Origin of the sequence: Streptomyces sp. NPDC058964 (assembly GCF_042741275.1) — a bacterium.
Taxonomy (GTDB): domain Bacteria; phylum Actinomycetota; class Actinomycetes; order Streptomycetales; family Streptomycetaceae; genus Streptomyces.
The window spans coordinates 832-23857 of record NZ_JBHYKH010000083.1; the positions used below are offsets into that span (position 1 = coordinate 832).

At 72.3% G+C, this 23026-nt stretch carries 19 protein-coding genes and 1 pseudogene; 4 read left to right on the forward strand and 16 right to left on the reverse strand.

Going from position 1 to position 23026, the window contains the following annotated elements:
• Positions 1-114: 114 nt before the first annotated feature.
• The 12 genes and pseudogenes from ACFW2E_RS13570 to ACFW2E_RS13625 form a co-directional block, all read right to left on the reverse strand.
• Positions 115-432: pseudogene (locus ACFW2E_RS13570) on the reverse strand (DNA polymerase beta superfamily protein); the annotation flags it as partial.
• Positions 432-1454: an ADP-ribosylglycohydrolase family protein gene (locus ACFW2E_RS13575; RefSeq protein ID WP_384465864.1), complete on the reverse strand. Its 1023-nt coding sequence runs from the start codon at positions 1452-1454 to the stop codon at positions 432-434. The pseudogene ACFW2E_RS13570 and the gene ACFW2E_RS13575, both read right to left, overlap by 1 nt.
• Positions 1451-2179: an NUDIX domain-containing protein gene (locus tag ACFW2E_RS13580; RefSeq protein WP_384465866.1), complete on the reverse strand. Its 729-nt coding sequence runs from the start codon at positions 2177-2179 to the stop codon at positions 1451-1453. Before ACFW2E_RS13580 ends, ACFW2E_RS13575 begins: the two co-directional genes overlap by 4 nt.
• Before the next feature lie 78 nt (positions 2180-2257).
• Entirely contained in the window at positions 2258-3325 is a 1068-nt protein-coding gene (locus ACFW2E_RS13585) for a pseudouridine synthase (RefSeq protein WP_384465868.1), read from the reverse strand.
• 12 nt (positions 3326-3337) lie between these two features.
• Entirely contained in the window at positions 3338-3988 is a 651-nt protein-coding gene (gene scpB / locus ACFW2E_RS13590) for an SMC-Scp complex subunit ScpB (protein WP_384465870.1), read from the reverse strand.
• Positions 3985-5313: a segregation/condensation protein A gene (locus ACFW2E_RS13595; protein WP_384465872.1), complete on the reverse strand. Its 1329-nt coding sequence runs from the start codon at positions 5311-5313 to the stop codon at positions 3985-3987. Before ACFW2E_RS13595 ends, scpB begins: the two co-directional genes overlap by 4 nt.
• Before the next feature lie 18 nt (positions 5314-5331).
• Positions 5332-5904 carry a hypothetical protein gene (locus tag ACFW2E_RS13600; RefSeq protein WP_384465874.1) on the reverse strand — a complete coding sequence of 191 codons (573 nt, stop codon included), beginning with the start codon at positions 5902-5904 and terminating at the stop codon, positions 5332-5334.
• Positions 5889-7022 carry a ParA family protein gene (locus ACFW2E_RS13605; RefSeq protein ID WP_384465876.1) on the reverse strand — a complete coding sequence of 378 codons (1134 nt, stop codon included), beginning with the start codon at positions 7020-7022 and terminating at the stop codon, positions 5889-5891. Before ACFW2E_RS13605 ends, ACFW2E_RS13600 begins: the two co-directional genes overlap by 16 nt.
• A 412-nt stretch (positions 7023-7434) precedes the next feature.
• Positions 7435-8559, reverse strand: a complete 1125-nt coding sequence (ald, locus tag ACFW2E_RS13610) for an alanine dehydrogenase (protein WP_384465878.1) — start codon at positions 8557-8559, stop codon at positions 7435-7437.
• A 136-nt stretch (positions 8560-8695) separates the two neighbouring features.
• Positions 8696-10762 carry a tetratricopeptide repeat protein gene (locus tag ACFW2E_RS13615; RefSeq protein WP_384465880.1) on the reverse strand — a complete coding sequence of 689 codons (2067 nt, stop codon included), beginning with the start codon at positions 10760-10762 and terminating at the stop codon, positions 8696-8698.
• Positions 10763-10922: 160 nt separating this feature from the next.
• Complete coding sequence (locus ACFW2E_RS13620) at positions 10923-11549, reverse strand: NUDIX domain-containing protein (RefSeq protein WP_384465882.1); 627 nt, start codon at positions 11547-11549, stop codon at positions 10923-10925.
• A 96-nt stretch (positions 11550-11645) separates the two neighbouring features.
• Entirely contained in the window at positions 11646-13334 is a 1689-nt protein-coding gene (locus tag ACFW2E_RS13625; protein ID WP_384465895.1) for a CTP synthase, read from the reverse strand.
• A gap of 510 nt (positions 13335-13844) precedes the next feature.
• Here ACFW2E_RS13625 and ACFW2E_RS13630 point away from each other — a divergent pair.
• The 4 genes from ACFW2E_RS13630 to ACFW2E_RS13645 all read left to right on the forward strand — a co-directional run bounded on the left by ACFW2E_RS13630 (position 13845) and on the right by ACFW2E_RS13645 (position 19492).
• Entirely contained in the window at positions 13845-15647 is a 1803-nt protein-coding gene (locus tag ACFW2E_RS13630; RefSeq protein WP_384465897.1) for a glycoside hydrolase family 15 protein, read from the forward strand.
• A 248-nt stretch (positions 15648-15895) separates the two neighbouring features.
• A complete protein-coding gene (locus tag ACFW2E_RS13635) occupies positions 15896-17233 on the forward strand; it encodes an FAD-binding oxidoreductase (protein ID WP_384465884.1) in 1338 nt (445 codons plus the stop codon).
• 50 nt (positions 17234-17283) lie between these two features.
• On the forward strand, positions 17284-18939 hold the full coding sequence (locus ACFW2E_RS13640) for a PucR family transcriptional regulator (RefSeq protein WP_384465886.1): 1656 nt from the start codon (positions 17284-17286) through the stop codon (positions 18937-18939).
• A gap of 223 nt (positions 18940-19162) precedes the next feature.
• Entirely contained in the window at positions 19163-19492 is a 330-nt protein-coding gene (locus ACFW2E_RS13645; protein ID WP_384465888.1) for a hypothetical protein, read from the forward strand.
• Here ACFW2E_RS13645 and ACFW2E_RS13650 read toward each other — a convergent pair.
• The 4 genes from ACFW2E_RS13650 to ACFW2E_RS13665 all read right to left on the reverse strand — a co-directional run.
• Positions 19489-19998 (reverse strand): DinB family protein, encoded by a 510-nt coding sequence (locus ACFW2E_RS13650; RefSeq protein WP_384465899.1) that lies wholly within the window; start codon positions 19996-19998, stop codon positions 19489-19491. The genes ACFW2E_RS13645 and ACFW2E_RS13650 overlap by 4 nt on opposite strands.
• 309 nt (positions 19999-20307) lie before the next feature.
• Positions 20308-21444, reverse strand: coding sequence for a glycosyltransferase family 4 protein (locus ACFW2E_RS13655; RefSeq protein WP_384465889.1), 1137 nt, complete (start codon positions 21442-21444; stop codon positions 20308-20310).
• Positions 21445-21733: 289 nt separating this feature from the next.
• On the reverse strand, positions 21734-22039 hold the full coding sequence (locus ACFW2E_RS13660) for a hypothetical protein (RefSeq protein ID WP_384465891.1): 306 nt from the start codon (positions 22037-22039) through the stop codon (positions 21734-21736).
• 24 nt (positions 22040-22063) lie between these two features.
• Positions 22064-23026 (reverse strand): DNA repair protein RecN (locus ACFW2E_RS13665; protein WP_384465893.1); only part of this gene is annotated, 963 nt, incomplete at its 5' end.

Here is a 23026-nt window from a genome sequence, read left to right on the forward strand (position 1 = left end):
GCGCCCGCCGGCCCCCCCCCCCCCCCCCCCGCCGCCCCCCCCCCCCCGGGGGGGGGGGGGGGGGCGCGGGGGGGGGGGGGGGGGCCGCGGGGGGGGGGGGGGGCCCCCCCCCCGCACGGCGTGCAGACGCTCCACGTCGGCCTCCACGCGCGTGCGGTCGACGTCGGCGGCCCCGTGCTCCCTCTCGGCCTTCGCCGCTGTCAGGTCGGGCAGGAAGGCGCGGGTGTCCGGCCCCGCGGCGAGCGTGGGCAGGTGGGCCTGCACCTCTCCGCTTCGCCTCAGGTGGATGCCGGTGAGCAGCACACGGAACGTGTACAGCAGCGGCTTGAGCTCACCGGTCTTCTCGAACAGCCGCCACTGTGTCACCGCGAACCCCCGGTAGTGGTGGGCGTGATGACCGGTGAGGACGCCCTGGGCGAGCGCGGACAGCTCTAAGCGTCCCAGAGCGCTCCCAGTGTGAGCAGGTCGCCCCGGTATTCGATGCGGTCCGCCCACGCGGTCGGCCAGGCGTCCGCGCCCAGGTGGGCACCGGCGAAGGCACCGGTCAGACAGGCGATCGAGTCCGAGTCGCCGGAGGTGCAGGCGGCCCGGCGCAGCGCGGTGACCGGTTCGTCGACGAAGAGCAGGAAGCACAGCAGACCGGTCGCCAGGGCCTCTTCGGCGATCCAGCCCGCACCGGTGGCCAGACACGGATCGGCCTCGGGCGATGCCGTGCGCACCGCGTCCTGGAGGCGGCCCAGGATCTCCAGGCACTCGTCCCAGCCGCGCGCGATGAAGTGCTCCGGCGAGGGGTCGTGCGAACGGGTCCACAGGTCGCCGAGCCAGGTGTGGTGGTAGCGGGTGCGGTTGTCGAGCGCGTACGAGCGGAGCAGGCCGACGAGTCCCGTCGGCTCGGTGCCCTGGGCGAGCAGGCGCACCGCGCGGGCGGTGAGGTCGGAGGCGGCGAGTGCCGTCGGATGCCCGTGGGTCAGCGCGGACTGCAACTGGGCGGCGCCCGCGCGCTGTTCGTCGCCCAGGCCGGGGGCGAGGCCTATGGGCGCGACGCGCATGTTGGCGCCGCAGCCCTTGGAATCGATCTGGCTCGCCTCCTGCCAGGCCCGCTCCTCCTTCTCGAGCAGGTTGCACGCCTTCAGGCAGGTCCGCCCCGGGGCCCGGTTGTTCTCCGGCGACCGGTACCAGTCCACGAACTCCTCGCGCACCGGCCGCTCCAGCCGCATCGGGGCGAGCACCCCGCGGTCCATGGCCGTCCGCAGCCCGCGCCCCAGTGCCAGCGTCATCTGGGTGTCGTCGGTGACGTAGGCGTGCTCCGGCAGTTCCATCTCCCGCCAGGGGCCGCACTTGGCGAGGATCGTCGGCACGTCGTTGAACTCGGTGGGGAAGCCGAGCGCGTCGCCGAGGGCGAGGCCGATCAGGGATCCGGTGGCGGCGCGCTTCCTCACGGTGGTCGTGGTCATGCGGGGCGTCCTTCCCGGGACGGTCGGAGCAGGGGCGGGTGCAGGGCGGTGGCGGTGCCGGCCCGGTAGAGGGCGGCGGGCTTGCCGCGGCCGCCGGTCAGCCGTGCGGCACCGGGCACGGGTTCGACGAACCCCGGCGTGGCCAGCACTTTGCGGCGGAAGTTGGGGCGGTCGAGCGTCGTGCCCCACACCGTCTCGTAGACCTGCTGCAGTTCCCCGAGGGTGAACTCGGGCGGGCAGAAGGCGGTGGCGAGGCAGGTGTACTCGAACTTGGCGCCGACGCGGTCGTGGGCGTCGGCCAGGATCCGGTCGTGGTCGAAGGCGAGCGGTCCGAGGCCGCCGTACGGCAGCCAGCGGGCCTGGGCCGCGTCGCCACCGCCGTGCGGCTCGGGCGCGTTCGGGAGCAGCGCGGCGAAGGCGACGGACACGACCCGCATCCGGGGGTCGCGGCCGGGCTCGCTGTAGGTGCGCAGCTGTTCGAGGTGCAGCCCGGGGACCCCGGAGGCAACGTCCAGGCCGGTCTCCTCGGCGAGCTCGCGGCGGGCGGCCGTCTCGGCGGACTCGTCGGGCAGCACGAAGCCGCCGGGCAGTGCCCACCGTCCCGCGAAGGGTTCCTGCCCCCGCTCGACGAGCAGCACGTGCAGTGCGTTGGCGCGCAGGGTGAGGACGGCGAGGTCGACCGTGACGGCGAACGGCTCGTAGGCGTGCTTGTCGTAGCCGTGCACAAGCACCCACCCCCTTAATAGTCACTGCGACTATAAAGGGGGCGGGTGCTCGGAACAACCCTCGGAGACCCGGGGGAGCTAGAGGTCGACCTCCTGCATCAGCATGCCGACCTCGGTGTTGGACAGGCGCCGCAGCCACCCCGACTTCTGGTCGCCCAGGGTGATCGGACCGAAGGAGGTGCGCACCAGCTTCTCGACCGGGAATCCGGCCTCGGCGAGCATGCGGCGCACGATGTGCTTGCGGCCCTCGTGGAGGGTCACCTCGACGAGGTAGTTCTTTCCGGTCTGTTCGACGACCCGGAAGTGGTCCGCGCGCGCGTACCCGTCCTCCAGCTGGATGCCGTCCTTGAGGCGCTTGCCCAGGTCGCGCGGGATCGGGCCCACGATGGCCGCGAGGTAGGTCTTCTTCACGCCGTACTTGGGGTGGGTCAGCCGGTGGGCCAGCTCGCCGTGGTTGGTGAGCAGGATGACGCCCTCGGTCTCGGTGTCGAGCCGCCCGACGTGGAAGAGGCGTGTCTCACGGTTGGTGACGTAGTCCCCGAGGCACTGGCGCCCCTCGGGGTCCTCCATGGTGGAGACGACGCCGGCGGGCTTGTTCAGCGAGAAGAACTGGTACGACTGCGTCGCGACCGTCAGGCCGTCGACCTTGACCTCGTCCTTCTCCGGGTCGACGCGGCGGCCCTGCTCCAGGACGATCTCGCCGTTGACCTCGACCCGCGCCTGCTCGATGAGCTCCTCGCAGGCACGCCGGGAGCCGTAGCCCGCGCGCGCGAGGACCTTCTGCAGCCGCTCGCCCTCCTGCTCGGCGCCCGGGAAGGTCTTGGGCGGCTTGACGTCCTTCTTGCCGGCGTAGCGCTCGCGGTTGCGCTCCTCGGCACGCGCCTCGTACTCGCGGGAGCGCCCCGGAGCCGTACGCCCGTCGCGCTGCTGGGACTGCCTGGGACCGCCCTTGGCGCCGCCGCGGGCGGCGCCGCCGCGCCCGGACTTGGGTCCGTCCTTCGTGGCGCCGGGGCCCACGTCGTAGCGGCGCTCCTCGGGGCGGGGCTTGCGGGGACGGCCCTGCCCCTGCCGCTCGTCCCTGTTGTTGCCGGCACCGCGGTAGTTACCGCGTCCGCCACCGCTCTTGCCGCTGCCGCTGCTTCGCATCAAAGTTCCGTCTTAGTCGTCTGCGTCGTCTCCGCCGGGCGCGTCGGGCGCGTCCGGATCGAACGACGGTACGCCCTCCTGGGTCTCGGCCTCGATCGCCTCCGCCTCCGGGAGGAAGGGCGCGAGCTCCGGGAGCTCGTCCAGGCCGCGCAGGCCCATCCGCTCCAGGAAGTAGTTCGTCGTCCTGTACAGGATCGCACCTGTTTCGGGTTCCGTGCCCGCCTCCTCGACCAGACCGCGCTGCAGGAGGGTGCGCATCACACCGTCGCAGTTGACTCCTCGTACGGCCGAGACGCGGCTGCGGCTCACCGGCTGGCGGTAGGCGACGACGGCCAGGGTCTCCAGCGCGGCCTGGGTGAGCCGGGCCTGCTGGCCGTCCAGGACGAAGCCCTCGACGGCGGCCGCGTACTCGGGCCGGGTGTAGAAACGCCAGCCGCCGGCGATGAGCCGCAGCTCGAAGCCCCGTCCCTGGACGGTGTACTCGTCGGCCAGCGCCCGCAGCGCGTCCCCGATCTGCCGCTTCGGCCGCTGGAGGATCTTGGAGAGGTGCTCCTCGGTCGCGGGCTCGTCCACGACCATGAGCACCGCCTCCAGGGCGGGCTTGAGGTCCAGGTCGGCGACCGTGCCCAGGCCCGCCGGGAGCTCCGTGCTCTGCTCGCTCACGCCTTCTTCTCCTCCTTGGGCTCCTCGGGCGGCCGGTCGAACTCGTCGGTCACCCTCGGCGTCTCGTCCCCGTCCCCGCCCGTCCAGCGCACGAGCAGGTCCCCGAGGGCGGTCTCCTGGTCCAGCGCGACGGCCTTCTCCCGGTACAGCTCCAGCAGCGCCAGGAACCGTGCCACGACGGTAAGGGTGTCGTCGGTGTCCTCGACGAGGACCCGGAAGCTGGCCTGCCCCAGTTCCCTGAGCCGGGCGACCACGATCCCGGCCTGCTCCTGCACGCTGACCAGCGGCGCGTGGATGTGGTCGACGTATACCTGGGGCTTCGGCCTGGGCTGCATCGCCTTGACCGCGAGCCTGGCGAAGCCCTCCGGCCCGATGCTGATGACGACCTCGGGCAGCAGCTCGGCGTGGTGCGGTTCGAGGCCGACGGTACGGGGGTAGCGGCGGGCCTCCTGGCCGAGGCGGTGGTTGAAGATGTCCGCGATCTGCTTGTACGCCCGGTACTGCAGCAGGCGCGCGAACAGCAGGTCCCGGGCCTCGAGGAGCGCCAGGTCGGCCTCGTCCTCGACCTCGGCGGCGGGCAGCAGCCGGGCCGCCTTGAGGTCGAGGAGGGTGGCCGCGACGACCAGGAACTCCGTCGTCTGGTCCAGGTCCCAGTCCGGCCCCATGGCCCTGATGTGCGCCATGAACTCGTCGGTGACCTTGGAGAGGGCCACCTCGGTGACGTCGAGCTTGTGCTTCGAGATCAGCTGCAGAAGCAGGTCGAAGGGGCCCTCGAAGTTGGCGAGCCGCACCTTGAAGACACCGTCGACGACGGGCTCGGCCTCCCGCGCGGTGGCGGCCCCGGACACCGGCGCGGGCCCCGGCCCGACGGCCCCGGGCTCGCGGGTCGCGGCCCCGGCCTGCGGGGCGCCGGCCGGGGATCCCCCGGCGCCGGCGGCGACAGCCTCGGACTCCTGGGGGGCAGGCTCCGGATCCCGGCCCATGGCCCCGGGCTCCCGGGCGGTGGATTCCGCTGTGGCCTCGGCCCCGGATCCCCGGGGGGCAGCCTCCGGTCCCCGGCCGAGTCCCTCGGGCTCCGCAAGCGGGGCCTCGGGCTGTGACTCGGGGACGAGGGCCTCGGACGGCGGCTCGGCCGGGGCGGCCGCACGCTCCGGCTCAGGGACCGGCACCCCGGGCTCCGGCTCAGCGGCGGGAGCCTCGCGCTCCGGCTCCGGGTCCTGCACGGGGGACGCGACCGGCTCCACCCGTGACGTGCCCGGACCCCGGCCCAGCGCACGCCGACGGCCGGCAGCTGCGCCGGAGGCGGGAACGTCGTTCGAGGTCATGGCCCCCGCAGGCTACATCTAGCGCCCACGCAGCCGTCGTACGAGGATGCTCGCGTCCCCTCGGGACTCCAGGTCGGCCAGCACCACGGCCACCGCCTCGCGGACGATCCGCCCGCGGTCGACCGCCAGACCGTGTTCGCCACGGAGCACCAGGCGGGCGTGCTCCAGGTCCATCAGTTCCTCGGCCGAGACGTACACCGTGATCTTCTCGTCGTGCCGCTCGCGCCCGCTGGGGCGCCGGGCCGCCGCCCGGCCCCCGCGCTTGCGTGGCTGCGCATTGGCCGACGGGGCGGCAGAACCTTCCTGCGCCTGCCGCCGCGCGGGGCGCTCGGCCTGGGCGGACCTGCTGCGGGACTCACCGGCGTCGACCGGTTCCGCCTCCACCGCCACATGCTCCGCCCCGTCGCCGTCACCGCCCTGCACGGGCACCGACGGCGGCACGTCCTCGGCGGTGGCGTCACTCTCCCCCGCCGGAGCCGGCACCCGGGCCTCGCCGTTGGCCGGGCGCCGGGGAGTGGACGGCTGGAGCGCCATTCCCCCTGTCGTACGGAACAGTTCGTCGGCCCCCGGCAGACTCACTCGGCGTGACACCGGGCGAGCACCTCCCTGGCGAGCTGGCGGTAGGCGGCGGCACCGACGGAGTTGGAGGCGTAGGTGGTGATCGGCTCACCGGCGACCGTGGTCTCCGGGAAGCGGACCGTGCGGCCGATCACCGTGTGGTAGACGTGGTCGTCGAACGCCTCGACGACACGCGCGAGCACCTCACGGCTGTGCACCGTGCGCGAGTCGTACATCGTGGCGAGGATCCCGTCGAGCTCCAGCTCCGGGTTCAGCCGCTCCTGGACCTTCTCGATGGTCTCCGTCAGCAGCGCGACACCGCGGAGGGCGAAGAACTCGCACTCCAGCGGAACGATCACCTTGTGCGCCGCGGTCAGCGCGTTCACGGTGAGCAGGCCGAGCGACGGCTGACAGTCGATCACGATGTAGTCGTAGTCGGACATCAGCGGCTTGAGGGCGCGCTGGAGCGTGGACTCGCGCGCGACCTCGGAGACCAGCTGGACCTCGGCGGCCGACAGGTCGATGTTGCTGGGCAGCAGGTCCATGTTGGGGACCGCCGTCTTCAGGAGCACCTCGTCCGCCGACATGCCCCGCTCCATGAGCAGGTTGTAGACGGTGAGGTCGAGCTCCATCGGATTGACGCCGAGTCCGACCGACAGCGCGCCCTGCGGGTCGAAGTCCACGAGCAGCACGCGGCGGCCGTACTCCGCGAGCGCGGCACCCAGGTTGATGGTCGACGTCGTCTTGCCGACGCCGCCCTTCTGGTTGCACATCGCGATGATCTTCGCGGGGCCGTGGTCGGTCAGCGGGCCCGGGATCGGGAAGTACGGCAGCGGGCGCCCGGTCGGGCCGATGCGCTCACGGCGCTGGCGGGCAGCGTCGGGCGCGAGCGTGGCCGCGTACTCCGGGTCCGGCTCGTATTCGGCGTCGGGGTCGTAGAAGTGCCCGTCGGGCAGTTCGTCGTAGTCGGCGAAGTGGTTGTGGGGCGCGCCACTTCCGTCGCCGGCCATGGCGTTCACGTGATGGCCATCCATGCTCTGGTGTGCTGTCCGGGTGATCTGCGGGCCCGGACTCTGGTGGGCTGCGAAGGTGCGCACAGCAACGGAGCCGACAGCCTCGAACCCCGCGGGGCCCTGGCCCCGTACAGGCATTCCTGGTTGACCACCCCCGGGAGAAAATGTCGACTCATTCACAAGTCGTCTTACCTCCTTGGTGACCAGGAAACTTCTAGACAGGTCAGCGTGGCACCATGCCGACGGTTGGCGACTCTATGGCGTGTCGGCGGTCCGCAGCAACACAATCCGCCGGACCCGGCAGGATGTGTCGGCAATGAAACATCCTGCTGTCAAGGGCGTACGGCCGTCGCACGGCAGGTTTCACCGGTGGCTCAATCGCTCCAAGTGTGACGATCCTGGCGATTTGATCGACAGCCTCAATGTGACCATAAACAAACCCGGCCAGACTTTGAGGGCAATTGACCGGCCGGGTACGCGCGGTTGACGATTCGTGTTGACGTATCGCCTTTACCGTATGGTGACTTAGCGGGTCGGCTCGGCCGACGGCTCAGCCGAGCAGGGTCTCGAGGTCCAGGTGCTCCAGGCCGTGCGCCTCGGCGACCTCCTTGTAAACCACCTTGCCGTCATGGGTGTTGAGACCCTTGGCCAGGGCGGCGTCGCGGCGCAGCGCCTCCACCCAGCCGTTGTTGGCGAGCGAGACGATGTACGGCAGCGTGGCGTTGGTCAGCGCGTAGGTGGAGGTGTTGGGCACCGCGCCGGGCATGTTGGCCACACAGTAGAAGACCGAGTTGTGGACCTTGAAGGTCGGCTCGGCGTGCGTGGTCGGGTGGGAGTCCTCGAAGCAACCGCCCTGGTCGATCGCGATGTCGACAAGGACACTTCCGGCCTTCATCCGGGACACCAGCTCGTTGGTGACCAGCTTCGGGGCCTTGGCGCCCGGGATGAGGACGGCACCGACGACGAGGTCGGCGTCGACGCAGGCCTTCTCCAGCTCGAAGGCGTTGGAGACGACGGTCTGGATCTTCGTGCCGAAGATCTTGTCCGCCTCCTTGAGCTTGTTGATGTCCCTGTCGAGCAGGGTCACGTGGAAGCCCAGGCCGATGGCGATCTGCGCGGCGTTCCAGCCGGAGACGCCGCCGCCGATGATGACGGCCTTGCCGGCCGGCACGCCCGGGACGCCGCCGGGGAGCACACCGCGGCCGCCGGCGGCGGCCATCAGGTGGTAGGCGCCGACCTGCGGGGCGAGCCGGCCCGCGACCTCGGACATCGGGGCGAGCAGCGGGAGCGCGCGGTTCGGCAGCTCGACCGTCTCGTAGGCGATCGCCGTGGTGCCGGATTCCAGGAGGGCGTCCGTGCACTCCTTGGAGGCCGCCAGGTGCAGGTAGGTGAAGAGGATCTGGTCCTTGCGGAGACGGTGGTACTCCTCCGCGATGGGCTCCTTGACCTTCAGCAGCAGGTCCGCGGTGGCCCAGACCTCGTCGGCGGTCTCCAGGATCTCGGCGCCGGCCGCCACGTACTCCTCGTCCGGGATCGAGGAGCCGACGCCGGCGTTCCGCTCGACGACGACCTGGTGGCCGTTGCGCACCAGCTCGTGCACGCCGGCGGGGGTGATGGCCACCCGGAACTCGTTGTTCTTGACCTCGCGGGGGATGCCGACCTTCACGTCGATCACGGTCCTTGGCTCAGAGGGTGTGGGGGCATTACGAGGCATTCCCGGTCATGCAGTGGCACAACGGGATGCACCGCAGGAGAAAGTGCGGCAGAGCCAGTTTAATGAAGGTGTTCCGGCTGTCTAGCCTTTCATTGCATCAATCTTCGATGGATGCACTGCGGATTTCGCAGGCGTCAGAGCCGGATTCCATGGCTGAATCGCCGTCGTGGCTGTCCTGCGGCTCCTCTCCCAGCATGCGCTCCGCGGCCCCACGGTGCAGTCGAGCGGCGGCGGAGTCGCCCAGGTGCTCCAGCGTGTCGGCGAGCCTGAGCTGCAGCGCGGCCTGCAACCGGACGTCCTCGGCACGGCGCGCCCACTCCACCGCCTCCTGACAGGTGTGCAGCGATTCCTCGGGCCGGCCCGCGTACTCCTGGACCCGGGCCAGCTCGCTCAACGCCCGTGCCTGAGCGGCCACATCACCGTTCTTGCGGTACCCGGCGACGGCCGCCCGCCAGTTGCGCAGCGCCTCGCCGTAGCGGCCCGCGTAGGTGTGGGCGGTGGCGATACGGCCGTACAGCCGGGCGGCGTCCGCGCGCTCGTCGCGGGCCAGGCGCTGGACCAGGGCGCGGCCGAACCAGTCGGCGGCCCGGTCGTAGTCCCCCAGCTCCTGGTGCGCGCCGCCTACGGATTCCATCGCCCGGCCGGTCGCGTACGGATCGTTCGCCTCGCGTCCGGCGTCCAGCGCGGCCCGGTAGCGGGCCAGCGCCCCGGCCGTCCGGCCGGTCCGGGCGTCCAGGTCGGCCAGGTTCAGCAGGGCGGCGGCCTTCTCGCGCGGCAGGCTCCGGCGCTCGGCGACGTCGAGGACGAGCCGGTGGATGCCGTACAGGTCGGGTGCGGCCGCCTGCGTGCCGAAGTGCGCCACCATGGCCCTGACCAGCTGGGACATCAGACGGCGGGCCAGTGTGTCCAGCTCCCCGTCGGCGACCGCGAGGCGGGCGCAGGCCAGCAGGGCGGGCCTGCGGACGGTCAGCCAGTCGGCGGCCGCCCTGGGGCTGGGGAAGCGCAGGGAGCGGGGCAGGCCCTGGAGCTTCTCGCGCGCCTCCGGGTTGTCGGTCTCGGTGATGGCGCGGCAGGACTGCAGCAGCCGTACGGTCCGCTCCAGCATGCGGGCGCGGGCCAGCTGGAGCTCGGCGGGGCGGTCGTAGGCCTCGGCCAGGGAGAGCAGCAGCGGGTGCAGGCACCCGGGGACCTCGTACTCCGGCAGCGGGGAGTCCACGGCCCGCAGCAGGCCGAGCGCCACGAGGTCGTCCAGGGTGGTGCGGGCGGCGCTCACCGAGCAGCCGGCGAGGGCGGAGGCGGTGTGCGGGTCGACCAGGCCGGCCGGGGCCTGGGAGAGCAGTCGCAGTATCCGGGCGGCCGTGGCGGGCAGCTGGTCGTGCACGAGCCGGAAGACCCGGCCGAGCGCGGTCCCCTCGCCGCTCTCGGCGTGCAGGCGCTTGGCGAGGTCGGAGACGGCCGCCTGCGGACGGGCGGCGAGCCAGCCGCCGGCCAGGGTCAGCGCGGCGGGCTGGGCCTGGCACACCTCGACGAGGCTCTCGGCGGCGCGCGGGTCCACGGTGATGCGGACCGAGCCGGTGAAGCGGGTCAGCAGTTCGAGGGCCGACTTGGTGTCGAGGCCGCCCAGGGTGCAGGGCCGGACGTCCGCGATCCCGGTGAGCGGGCCGCCGGACACCGCGACGGCCAGGCAGTCCGGGGCGGCCGGCAGCAGCGCGTCGACCTGTTCCGCGCCCGCCGCGTCGTCCAGCAGCAGCAGCATCCGCCGCTCGGCCAGGGCCGAGCGCAGCGCCTCGGTCAGATCGTCCTCGGCGGCTCCGGGCGGGGTGGGCAGGTCCAGGGCGCCCAGCAGCTCGCGGGCGGCCCGCTCGAGGGGCACCGGGGTACCGTCGGGCTCGGTGAGCCGGGTGCGCAGCACCCCGTCGGGGTAACGGTCTGCGACCTCCCGCACCAGCTTCTCGGCGAGCGCCGTACGACCGGAGCCGGGCCGGCCGGCGATCAGGAGCACGCGCGCGCGAGGAGCCTTGCGGCCGGAGAGGGTGTCGAGCCCCGCGCGCTCGATGTCGGCGCGGAGCTCCTTCAACTCCCTTGTGCGGCCCAGGAAATGGTTCTCCGCGACCGCGCCGCCCGACAACCGCACGCCGTCCGTGTCCACCGCCTGATCCGTCACGGGCCACACTCCCGTCCCACCGAACGCGCAAGCCCGCCGGGTCTCCGGGCCGGGCTTTGCAGAGCCTAGTTCACCCTCTGCAACGTTCCAGGCGGAGCGCGGCGGGCAGGTCCCTCGATCGGATCAGGCGATCGTCACACCGCAGGGTGGACGACCCGTTTCAGGACTCGAAGGGACGAGCGGGCCACGGCGCCCCGGCCGGGCGCAGCGCGTCGAGGCCGTCACCGTTCCGGGCGGCGACCAGGGAGAGGACGCCCACGACGAGGCAGTTGTTGTGCAGCTCGCCGGCGAGCACACCCCGGACGAGCTCCTCGACGGGCACGCGCGCGTGCTCCATGTCGGCCTCCTCGTCCTCGACCTCGAAGCGCTGCCCATCGGCCTCGGACAGGTCACGGGCGAGGAAGATCCGCACGGACTCGTCGCAGCCGCCGGGGGTCGTGTAGACGTCGGTCAGGACCCGCCAGTCCTCGGCCTTGACGTGGGCCTCCTCGTACAGCTCGCGCTGGGCGGCGTGCAGCGGGTTCTCACCGGGCACGTCGAGCAGGCCGGCCGGGATCTCCCACAGCTTGTGCCGCACCGGGTGGCGGTACTGGCGGATGACATGGACGCGGTCCTCGGCGTCGAGGGCGACGACGGCCACCGAACCGGGGTGGACCTGGTAGTCGCGGCGGACGACCGAGCCGTCGGGCATGACCACGTCGTCCGTACGGACGGAGGTCTTGTTGCCCACGAAGGGGGTCTCCGTGGCCCGGATCTCCCACTCCTCGGGGGTGTCCTTGATCGTCATGCCCTGCCCTTCCACACGCTTACGAAGACCGGCCGGATGAAACCGGGGTGCGCACCTTTTGAAGGTATGCACCCCGGCAACCGTACAACTGGTGTGTTACTTCGAATTCTGCCGCGCGGCCGCTGCCTGCTGACGCTCGACAGCCGCCTTCACGAGCCCGGCGAAGAGCGGGTGCGGACGGGTCGGACGCGAACGCAGCTCCGGGTGCGCCTGCGTGGCGACCAGGTAGGGGTGGACGTCGCGCGGGTACTCGACGTACTCGACGAGCTTCCCGTCAGGCGAGGTGCCCGAGAAGATGATGCCCGCCTTCTTCTCCAGCTCCGCGCGGTAGGCGTTGTTCACCTCGTAGCGGTGCCGGTGCCGCTCCTCGACGTACTCCTTGCCGTCGTACACCTCGCGGACGATGGAGCCCTCGGCCAGCTTCGCCGGGTACATGCCCAGGCGCATCGTTCCGCCCATGTCACCCTCACCGGCGACGATGTCCATCTGCTCGGCCATGGTGGAGATGACCGGGTGGCCGGTGGCGGCGTCGAACTCGGTGGAGTTCGCGTCCGGGATGTCGGCCAGGTTGCGGGCGGCCTCGATCACGATGCACTGCAGGCCCAGGCAGAGGCCCAGCAGCGGGATCCTGTTCTCGCGGGCGTAGCGGATGGCGCCGACCTTGCCGAGCACACCCCGGTCGCCGAAGCCGCCCGGGATGCAGATGCCGTCGACGTCGGCGAGCTGCGCCTTGGCCCCGGCCGGGGTCTTGCAGTCGTCCGAGGTGACCCACTTGATCTTGACGCGGGCCTTGTTGGCGAAGCCGCCGGCGCGCAGCGCCTCGGTGACCGAGAGGTAGGCGTCGGGCAGGTCGATGTACTTGCCGACCAGGGCGAGGGTGATCTCGTGGTCGGGGTTGTGGACGCGGTCGAGCAGGTCGTCCCAGGTCGTCCAGTCCACGTCACGGAACGGCAGGTCCAGCTTGCGGACCACGTAGGCGTCCAGGCCCTCGCCGTGCACGGTCTTCGGGATGTCGTAGATCGAGCGGGCGTCGGGGCAGGCCACGACCGCGGCCTCGTCCACGTCGCACATCAGCGAGATCTTGCGCTTGATCGCGGTCGGCACCTCGCGGTCGCAGCGCAGCACGATGGCGTCCGGCTGGATACCGATGTTGCGCAGGGCGGCGACCGAGTGCTGGGTCGGCTTGGTCTTCAGCTCGCCGGAGGGGCCGATGTAGGGCAGCAGCGAGATGTGCACGACGAAGACGTTGTCCCGGCCGACCTCGTGGCGGACCTGGCGTACCGTCTCAAGGAAGGGAAGCGACTCGATGTCGCCGACCGTGCCGCCGACCTCGGTGATCACGACGTCCACCTCGTCGGTGGCCATGCGGCGGATGCGGTGCTTGATCTCGTTGGTGATGTGCGGGATGACCTGCACCGTGTCGCCCAGGTACTCACCGCGCCGCTCCTTGGCGATGACGGTCGAGTACACCTGGCCTGTAGTGACGTTTGCGGAGCCGTCCAAGTCGCGGTCAAGGAAGCGCTCGTAGTGTCCGATGTCCAGGTCGGTCTCCGCGCCGTCGTTGGTGACGAAAACCTCACCGTGCTGGAACGGGTTCATCGTGCCCGGGTCGACGTTCAGGTACGGATCGAGCTTCTGCATCACGACGCGCAGTCCCCGCGCCTTGAGCAGCATGCCCAGGCTGGAGGCGGTGAGGCCCTTGCCGAGAGAGGAGGCGACACCCCCGGTGACGAAGATGTGCTTGGTCGTCGTGGCTGTGCTGTTTCGAAAAACAGGGGGCGGCATGGCCAAGAGGGGGCTCCCGTGGTCGCTGTCTGTCGTGCGGTGCGGCTCCCGTCCCGGAAGTTTCCGGGGGTGCCGTCGCTGCGGTTCGGGGGTTTCGCGCCCACCGGTCCACGGGCTACCAGGGTATCAGCGCCGCGAGGATGTGGCTTCCGGCCACGCTCCGCGCTCGCGCCGACACGGACGCCGCCCGAGCACGCGGTTCTCACCCGCTGCTCACTCGTTCGGCCCACACGGGTTGCCCGGAGCGGCACGCAGATCATCTACGTGCGTCGTATCCTGCTCGGACACTCACTGCCGAGCCCGGCCGGAAAAACACGGCACACCCCCGCCCGTACGAACCGGAACAACGAGAGCTCGACAGTTCGTTGAGCTATGACTGTCGTTTTGCCTCAGGGCGGGGCGGCTGCTTTGCTTCACCGCTCAACGACGCATAACAACGACCCCTTGACCGCACTAGCGACAGCCCCCTCTTTTCCCGGGGGCGACGTGGCCGTTCGACTGGAGTTGCACGTGGCCGGGCGCATCGAAGACTACGCACTCATCGGAGACATGCAGACCGCGGCGTTGGTCTGCCGGGACGGCACAGTCGACTGGCTGTGCCTGCCCCGCTTCGACTCGCACGCCATCTTCGCCGGTCTGCTGGGCACCGAGGAGCACGGGTTCTGGCGGCTCGGACCCGCCCACGCGGCCGACACGGAGCCGCCCACGGCGGCGCGGCGCACCTACCGGGGCGACTCGCTGATCCTGGAGTCGGAGTGGGACACCCCGCGCGGCACGGTCCGCGTGACCGACTTCATGCCGCCGCGTGACGGCGCCCCGCAGCTGATCCGGATCGTCGAGGGCGTCACCGGCCGGGTGCCGATGCGCTCGGCGCTCAGGATGCGTTTCTCGTACGGCCGGGTCGTGCCGTGGGTGCACAAGCACGACGGGCGCACCGTGGCCGTCGCGGGCCCCGACTCTGTGTGGTTCGACACCTCGGCGGAGACCTACGGAAAGTCGCTGACCACGTACGCGGACTTCACGGTCGCCCCGGGTGACCGCATCGCGTTCACGATCTCGTGGGAGCCCTCGCACAAGGAACCGCCGGCTCTGCCGGAGCCGGAGCAGTCCCTGGAGGCGACGGAGACCTTCTGGCGCGAGTGGGTGGAGCACTGCACGTACCACGGTCCGTACCGTGAGGCGGTGATCCGCTCCCTGATCACCCTCAAGGCCCTGACGTACGCCCCGACCGGTGGCATCGTCGCCGCGCCCACCACCTCCCTGCCCGAGGACATCGGCGGCGTCCGCAACTGGGACTACCGCTACACCTGGCTGCGCGACGCGGCGATCACCCTGTCCTCGCTGCTGCGCACCGGCTACCGCGAGGAGGCCCGCGCCTGGCGCGAGTGGCTGCTGCGGGCGGTCGCCGGCGACCCGGAGAACCTGCAGATCATGTACGGCATCGCGGGCGAGCGCGAGCTGGGCGAGGCCGAGCTGGACTGGCTGCCCGGCTACGAGGACTCGGCCCCGGTCCGGGTCGGCAACGGCGCGGCGCACCAGCTGCAGCTGGACGTGTACGGCGAGGTCACCGAGGCCCTGCACCTGGCGCACATGACGGGCCTGGCCCGCAACGACTACGCGTCGCTGCTCCAGCTGAAGCTGATCCGCTACCTGGAGGACCACTGGGACGAGCCGGACGAGGGCATCTGGGAGGTGCGCGGTCCGCGCCGTCACTTCGTGCACTCCAAGGTCATGGCCTGGGTCGCGGTGGACCGCACGATCAAGCTGATCGAGTCCGGCGACGCGGACGGACCGCTGGAGCGCTGGCGCGAGCTGCGCGACGACATCCACCGTGACGTGTGCGAGAAGGGCTACGACAAGGAGCGCAACACGTTCACGCAGTCGTACGGCTCCAAGGAGCTGGACGCCTCGCTGCTGCTGATTCCGCAGATGGGCTTCCTGCCGCCGGACGACAAGCGGGTGATCGGCACCATCGAGGCGATCCAGCGCGAGCTGTCCACGCCGGACGGCTTCATCCTGCGCTACCCGACGGAGGGCGAGCAGGAGGGCGTCGACGGTCTCCCCGGCGACGAGGGTGCCTTCCTCGCCTGCTCGTTCTGGATGGCGGACGACCTCGCGATGATCGGCCGCGTGGACGAGGCCCGCAAGCTGTTCGAGAAGCTGCTGTCGCTGCGCAACGACCTCGGGCTGCTCGCCGAGGAATGGGACCCGGTCCGTCAGCGCCAGGTCGGCAACTTCCCGCAGGCCTTCAGCCACGTTCCGCTGATCGACACGGCGCTGCGGCTGACGGCTTCGGGCGCATACGGCGGCTGAACCCCTCCGGGGACGGCCGACCGTGTCGGGTTGGCCGAGCGCGGTCGTGTCGGCTGGGCGCGATCGCTTTGGCACAGCCGGACGAGGACGGCCGGATGCGCGGGACCGCCCCGGCGCGACCGGGTGACCGGGCGGTCCGGGCCGCCCGGGCCGCGCTCGACCGGGGGCGCGACCTCCGAGCACGACCGGATGACCATGCCCGCCTAAGCTGGAAGCGGAGCACTGCCCCTTTCCGGAAGGGGGCGCCCATGGCATCCCGCTCGAAGGCGGGCACGGCCCTGGCGGCCCTGCGCGAGGACCTGGCAGGCGACGTGTTCGCCCCCGGGGATCCGGGCTACGACGCGGCCCGGACCGTGTTCAACGGGATGACCGACCGGCATCCGGCCGTGATCGCGCAGTGCGCGGACGAGGGGGACGTGGTCCGGGCCGTGCGCTTCGCGAGGGACCTGGACCTGCACATCGCCGTACGCGGCGGCGGACACGGTCTGGTGGGCGCGGCCCCGGCCGAGGGTGCGCTCCTGGTGGACCTACGCCGTATGCACGAGGTGACGGTCGATCCGGCGGCGGAGGCGGCACGGGTCGGGGGCGGCGCCACGATGAGCGACCTGGACCGGGCCACCCGGCCCCATGGCCTGGCCGTCAGCGGCCCCACGGCCTCCGCCGTCGGCGTGGGCGGATTCGTCCTGGGCGGTGGCACCGGCCAGCTGGACCGGGCGTTCGGCCTCACCGTGGACAGCCTCATCGGCGTAGAGCTGGTCACCGCCGACGCCGAACGGGTCCACGCCAACCCCGACGAGAACCCGGAGCTGTTCTGGGCGCTGCACGGCGGCGGCGGCAACTTCGGCATCGCCACCGCGCTCACACTGGAGCTGCACGAACTGCCGGAGTTCTCCGTCACGCTGCTGCTGCACCCGCCCGAGTCCGGCCGGCAGGTGGTCCGCGCCTTCCGCCGGATCATCGGTACCGGACCCGACCGGCTGAGCGGTGCCGTCACCTGTCCGGTCGGGGACGGGCCGATGTACGGCGCGCTCCTGACGTACACGGGCACCGCGGCGGACCTGCGCGAACTCGCCGGGCCGCTGCTGGCGCTGCCGCATGAGGCGGAGCTGGAGGGCGCCGGGGCGCTGCGCCTGCTGGACCGTCCTGCCGGGCCGCGCGCCCACTGGTCGGCGGAGTGTCTGACCGGTCTGCCCGACGAACTGGTGGACCTCTTCTGCGCCCGGGCCGAGGCCCTGCCCGTGCCGGGCGGATCCCGGTGCACGCTCTTCCCGCTCGGCGGTGCCGTCGCCACCGGACCCGCCCGCTACCCGGTCGCGTACCGAAACGCGCCCTGGGTGGCGCATCCGTTCGCCGGCTGGGCCGACCCTGCCGACGACGAGCGGGCCCTCGCCGAGGTACGGGACACCGTCGCCGCCATGCGGCCGTGGAGCACCGGTGCCGTCTGCCTCAGCCTGGTCGGAGACGAGGGTCCCGAGCGGGTCGCCGCGGGCCTGGGCGCCGGGAACCTGCTGCGGCTGGAGAAGGTGAAGCGGGCCTACGACCCCGACAACGTCTTCCGCTGCAACCACAACATCCGGCCCGTGTAGCGCGGGACAGCAGCTGTCGTCACGGCGTTCTCGCAGGTAGCGTCCGCTGTATGGACAGCGGTACGGACAGCAGGGCCGGCAGCGGATTCGACACGCAGGGCGCCGGGATCACCGTTCAGCGGGCGCTGGAGCTGCCCGGGCTGCGCAGCGGGCTCCCGGAGATCCTGGCGGGCGCCGACCGGCTGGGACGCACCGTGCGCTGGGTGCACGCGGGCGAGGTGCCGAACATCGCGTCGCTGCTCAAGGGCGGCGAGCTGCTGCTCACCACCGGCTACGGCCTGGGCACGCGCCCGGCCGAGCAGCGGGCGTTCGTGCGCACCCTCGCGGAGCGGGGTATCGCGGCCCTGGTCGTGGAGCTCGGACCGCGCTTCACCCGACTGCCCGCCGCCCTCGTCGACACGGCCAGGTCGACCGGTCTCCCGCTCGTCCAGCTGCACCGCGAGGTGCCTTTCGTGACGGTCACCGAGGAGGTCCACACCGAGATCGTCAACGGCCACTACGCGCTGCTCCAGCGGGCCGAGGAGGTGCACCGCCGGTGTACCGAGGCCCTGCTGGGCGGCGGTGGAGTGCCGCAGGTCCTGGGCATCCTGGCCGGCTTCAGCGGCAACCCGGTGTTCCTGGAGACGACCGACGGCCAGCTCCTGTACGCCGCCGGCGCCGGGCCCGAGGGAGCGGATCCGCTGCAGGTGTGGGAGGGGCTGCGCGGTGCGCACAAGGACGCGCCGCCGCCGGCCGGTTCGGTGCTGGTGGACGTGCCCGGCGGTGGCCCGGGTACCGGTTCGGTGCGCGCCCGGCTGGTCCTGCTGCCGGTACGGTCGCCGCTGGCTCCCGTGCACCGGATCGCCGCCGACCGGGCCGCCGGCATCCTGGCCGTCGTCCTGATGCAGGCCCGGCAGGAGGAGGAACTGGCGGCACGCGGCCGCGGCGACTTCCTCACCGACCTCGCCGAGGGGCGCATCGCGGCCGAGGACGCGCCCGCGCAGGCCCGGGTGCTGGGCTTCAAGCCGGGCAACAGCCCGCTGCTTCCGGTGGTGATGCGGCTGGGTGACACCCTCTCCCCGGGCGGCGGCTGGGCGGTTCTGGCCCGTGCGGTCGCGGAGGAGCTGGCCTCGGTGGGTGTGCCGGTGCTGCTGGGTGTGCGGCCCGTGGAGGGCCGGGTGCCGCTGCTGCTGGGGCTGCGCTCGGAGTCGGAGCGGTCGGCCGTGGCCGACCGGGTCGCGGCGGCGCTGCGCGCCGGGGTGGAGCGGGCCGGGATGCAGTGGCCGGGAGCCCAGCCGCCGGTCGTGGTCGTCGGGGTGGCCGGCGGCTGGGCCGCCGCGTCGGCCGGACTGCGGCACGCGGCCGAGACGGCGACGGCGGCGCAGGGTCTGGCGGACCGCCCCTGGTACGACGCCCGCCGCCTGGACATCGACCTGCTGCTGTGGCGGCTGCGCGACCACCCGGACCTGGCGGCCTTCGTGGACCGTGCCATCGGTCCGCTGCGCGATCACGACAGCCGTTCCAAGCCGCCGCTGCTGCCGACGCTGGAGACCTATCTGGCGCACGCGGGCCGCAAGGCCGAGACGGCCCGCGAACTGCACCTCAACCGCCAGACGCTCTACAACCGCCTCGCCCGCATCGGGGAGTTGCTGGGCACCGACCTCGACGACCCGCAGACGGTCCTGGCGTTGAGCCTGGCGCTGCGGGCGCGCCGGCACGTGCCCTAGGTGTATTGCCCTGTGAGACACCTCAGGGTTTTGACGCGTCAAGCGGCTGCAGCGAGTTCGACGGGAAGGGCGGCTCGTTCGTCGAACGACTTGCGGCGCTTAAGGCAGCAGTAGAGCCGGCCGAGCATGCGGTTGAAGAGGTTCCTCCAGGCGGCAGCGTGGCCAGTCTCCGTGGTCGTCGCGGCGCCTTCGGCAGTGGGCCTCGGCGCCGGGTGAGGCGGTGATGGCGGAGAAGGCCCAGAGGTGGCCGGCGGCCAAGCGCCGCGTCACCGATGACGCGGCCGGCTACAAGATCCTGCTGGACCTGTTCGCCGAGTACGGCGACACCGAGGAGAACCCGATCCCGGTCGCGATCGAGACCTCCCGCGGCCTGCTGGTCGTCAGAATGGCCAACTCCAACCACCGCAACCACACCGCGCAGACCCGCGCAGACCCGCGCAGACCCGCGCCCTGCACGCCTACCTGCGCCGGCGCAACGCCGACGCCCGCCACCCCCCGAGTCCTCGCCACCGCGGCGAAGGACCCGGCGAACTCGAACCGGTCACAGAACTAGCCGGCGTAGGGGTTGCCGCCGAGCCAGGTGGTGCCGTCGATCAGTTCGCGCGCCGCGTCCAAGTGGCCGCTGTGGCAGGCGACTTCGGTGAGGACGTGGATCAGAATGTGCCGCACGTCAGGCAGCCGCCAGGTCGGCCAGATCTCCACGGGCCAGGCGGCGGGCTCCTGTTCAGGCGCGGCGGCGGCGAGCACGGCGTCGGCGCGCCCGATGGCCGCCCGGTAGTCGGCGAAGATCTCCTCGGTCCTCATCCCCTCGGGCACAGACCAGTGCGCCTCCGCGCCTGCCGTGAGCTGTCCGGCCACATCCGGTTCGCCCGCGATCACCCCTGGGAACCAGAAGCGTTCGACGTCCAGGGTGAGGTGGCGCACCAATGCCAGGCAGCTCCAGCCGCTGGGCAACACCGGCCGCCGTAGATCCTCCTCCGAGAGCCCTTCGAGGATCCCGAGGACGTGCTCGCGCTGGCGGTCCAGGGCGCCCTTGAGGGCGTCGAGTTCGGCGTTCACCGGGCGGCGCACAGTTCGGCGAGGCGTTCGAGGGTGTTCGCCATCCGCCACCACGGCCTCGCCTGTCGTACTCGTCATCCGCGCGCCTCCGTCAACCGCAGAACATGAGCCTGACTCCGGCCCGGACACTACACCGGGGGTACGACAACGCCTGGCCGAGCACGTATGCGGACTCTCACCGAACCCGTTTTGCCGCCGGCATCACATACCGTCGGGCCGCTCCCGTCAGCGCTCCCGGACATTGCGAAGCCGAATCAGCGCCACGTCGTCCGGCACCCGACGCCCCGGCAAACCTTCCCGGTCACAGCACTAGCTGAAGGCGCGTGGCTGGGTCAACTCGTCGTACACGCTAAGGACTTGGGCCACGGTCTCGTCCTCGGTGGGCCAGCCGGCGGCCTGCCGTACGCCCTTGTCCCGGAGCAGTTCGCAGCGTCCGGGGTCGCGGAGCAGCCGCACGACGGCCTCGGCGAACGCGTGCGCGTCGCCGTACGGGACGAGCTCGGCCGCGTCGCCCACCAGGTCGGGGATGCCGCCGACGGCGGTCGCGACGAGCGGCACGCGCGCGTGGAGGGCTTCCTGGGCGAGGATCGAACGGGACTCCCAACGGCTGGGCAGCAGCGCGAGATCGGCGGCGTCGAGCAGCTCGCTCACGTCGTCCCGCCGCCCGATGAGCCGGACCGGAAGCTCCTCGTCCTCGATCCGCCGCTGCAGCGTCGCGCGCAGCGGCCCCTCCCCCGCGATCACGAGCAGCGGCGGGGGATCGAGCCGACACCACTCGCGGGCCGCGTCCAGCAGAACGTCATAGCCGCGGTTCCGGTCGAGGGAGCCGACGGCGATGAGCAACGGGCGCCCGGTGGCACCCAGTTCGGCGCGCACCTTGGGGCGCCGCCGGTCGGGGTCGTCCGGCTCGGCGGCCGGGCGCGGGCCGGGCAGCGCTGCGGCGGCGAGCCGGGCGTCCCGGGCGCCGGTGCGGCGTGCCCGGTCCACCAGGTCCGAGGTGGTGCCGAGCACGACGGCCGCCGCCTTCACGACCCGCCGCTCCAGCAGGCGCAGCAGATGCGCGCGGGCCCCTTCCGCGTGGGCCCGGTTGTGCCAGGTCACGACGAGCGGGGTACGCCGGCCGCTGAGCGCGAGGACGGCCCGGAAGGAGGCGTGCAGCCCGTGAGCGTGCACCAGGTCCGCTTCCGCGCAGGCCGCCCGCAGCGCGGCGACGGAGTTGGGGTCGCTGCTGCGCGGAACGTGGACGTGGTCGGCGCCGACGCCGGTGAAGTCGTAGGCACGGTCGGCCTCGGCGGGGGCGCACACCGTGACCCGGACGCCCCGCGCGACGAGCCCGGCCGCCAGGGACCGCACGTGCGCGCTGCTGCCGGCGTTGCCTCCGCCCAGCACCTGCACGGTGCGCAGCGGCGACTGACCGTGCGGCGAGTTGCTGGTCACGGGGCTCACGTGGCCGGGGGCTCCTGGTTCGGCGTCGGGCGGTCACGAAGGAACGTACAGAAGAAGGAACGTACAGAAGGTATCGGGCGGAGGGCGGGTACCGCGCGCGCCTCCTGCGCGTACCGCGTGCCCTGTCCAGGATGCCAGGACGTACGGGTGTTCCGGGAACCCCGGGGAGGCGTGCGGGGCTCCGGCCCGGCGCACGGCGCGGGAGCGCGTCACCCACACGAGTGATGACAATCCCGGGGCCGGCCGAACTCCGCGGAGCGCCCGTCCGATGGTCGGACACCGTGGCCCGTCACAGCGAGCGCGCCGGCCCGCTCACCCGCTCCCCGTACACGGCCGAGACCACCAGCGCCGCGGCGTGCGCGAGCAGTCCGGCGCGCCCGTTGTCCGCGGCGACAGCGGCGCCCAGGGGCGCGCCCGGGGCGTGCGCCCCCGTGTCACCGATCATCGCGCGCGCCGCGAGGTCTTCGGTGGGCACCGCCGCCGCGGCCGCCATCGCGGCCGCGGAGATGCCCACCAACGTGACGGTGCCGCTGGTGCCTCGGGTGAGGGTGGCGGCGAGCGCGAACGAGGAGGTCCTGCGGGTACGGGTGCTCATCGAGCCAACCGGGAGCCCGCTTCCTCACCCATCCGCTCGGGCCGCGGCCAGCAGTTCCTCGGCGTGCGCACGCGCGGTCTGCGAGTCCTCCTGACCGGCGAGCATCCGGGACAGCTCGCGGACCCGTTCCTCGCCCTCGAGGACCTTCACACCGGACCGGGTGACCGACCCGTCGTTGGTCTTCTCTACGAGCAGCTGCCGGTCGGCGAAGGCGGCGACCTGGGGCAGGTGGGTGACGACGACGACCTGCGCGGTCTTGGCCAGCCGCGCCAGCCGCCGGCCGATCTCGACCGCGGCCTTGCCGCCGACACCGGCGTCGACCTCGTCGAAGAGGTACGTCGGCACCGGGTCGGTCCCCGCGAACACGACTTCCACGGCGAGCATCACGCGCGAGAGCTCGCCGCCGGAGGCGCCCTTGGCGATGGGCCGCGGCGGCGCGCCCGGATGCGGCGCGAGCAGCAGCTCCACCTCGTCGGCACCCGACGGGCCGTACGCGACCGTGCGGCCGCCGACCTCCACGCCCTCGGGGTCCTCGGTCTGCCGGAGATCGAAGGACACGCGCGCGTGCGGCATCGCGAGGGAGGCCAGCTCGGCGGTCACGGCGGCGGCGAACCGCTCGGCGGCCTCCGTGCGCGCGTCCGTCAACGCCTGGGCGAGACCGCCCAGTTCGCTGCGCAGCGCGTCCCGCTCGGCGGTCAGCTCGCCGATCCGCTCGTCGTCGCCGTCCAGTTCGGTCAGCCGCGAGGCACCCTGCTCGGCCCAGGACAGCACGGCGGCCACATCCTCGCCGTACTTCCGGGTCAGCGCGGTGAGCGCGGCCCGCCGCTCCTCGACCGCCGCCAGCCGCAACGGGTCGGCGTCCAGGTCGTCGGCGTATCCGGCGAGCTCCCCGGCCACGTCCCGCAGCAGGATGCCGACCTCGCCGATCCGCTCGGCGAGCGCGGCCAGCGCCGGGTCGTGCGCCCGTACGGCGTCCAGGGCCCGCTG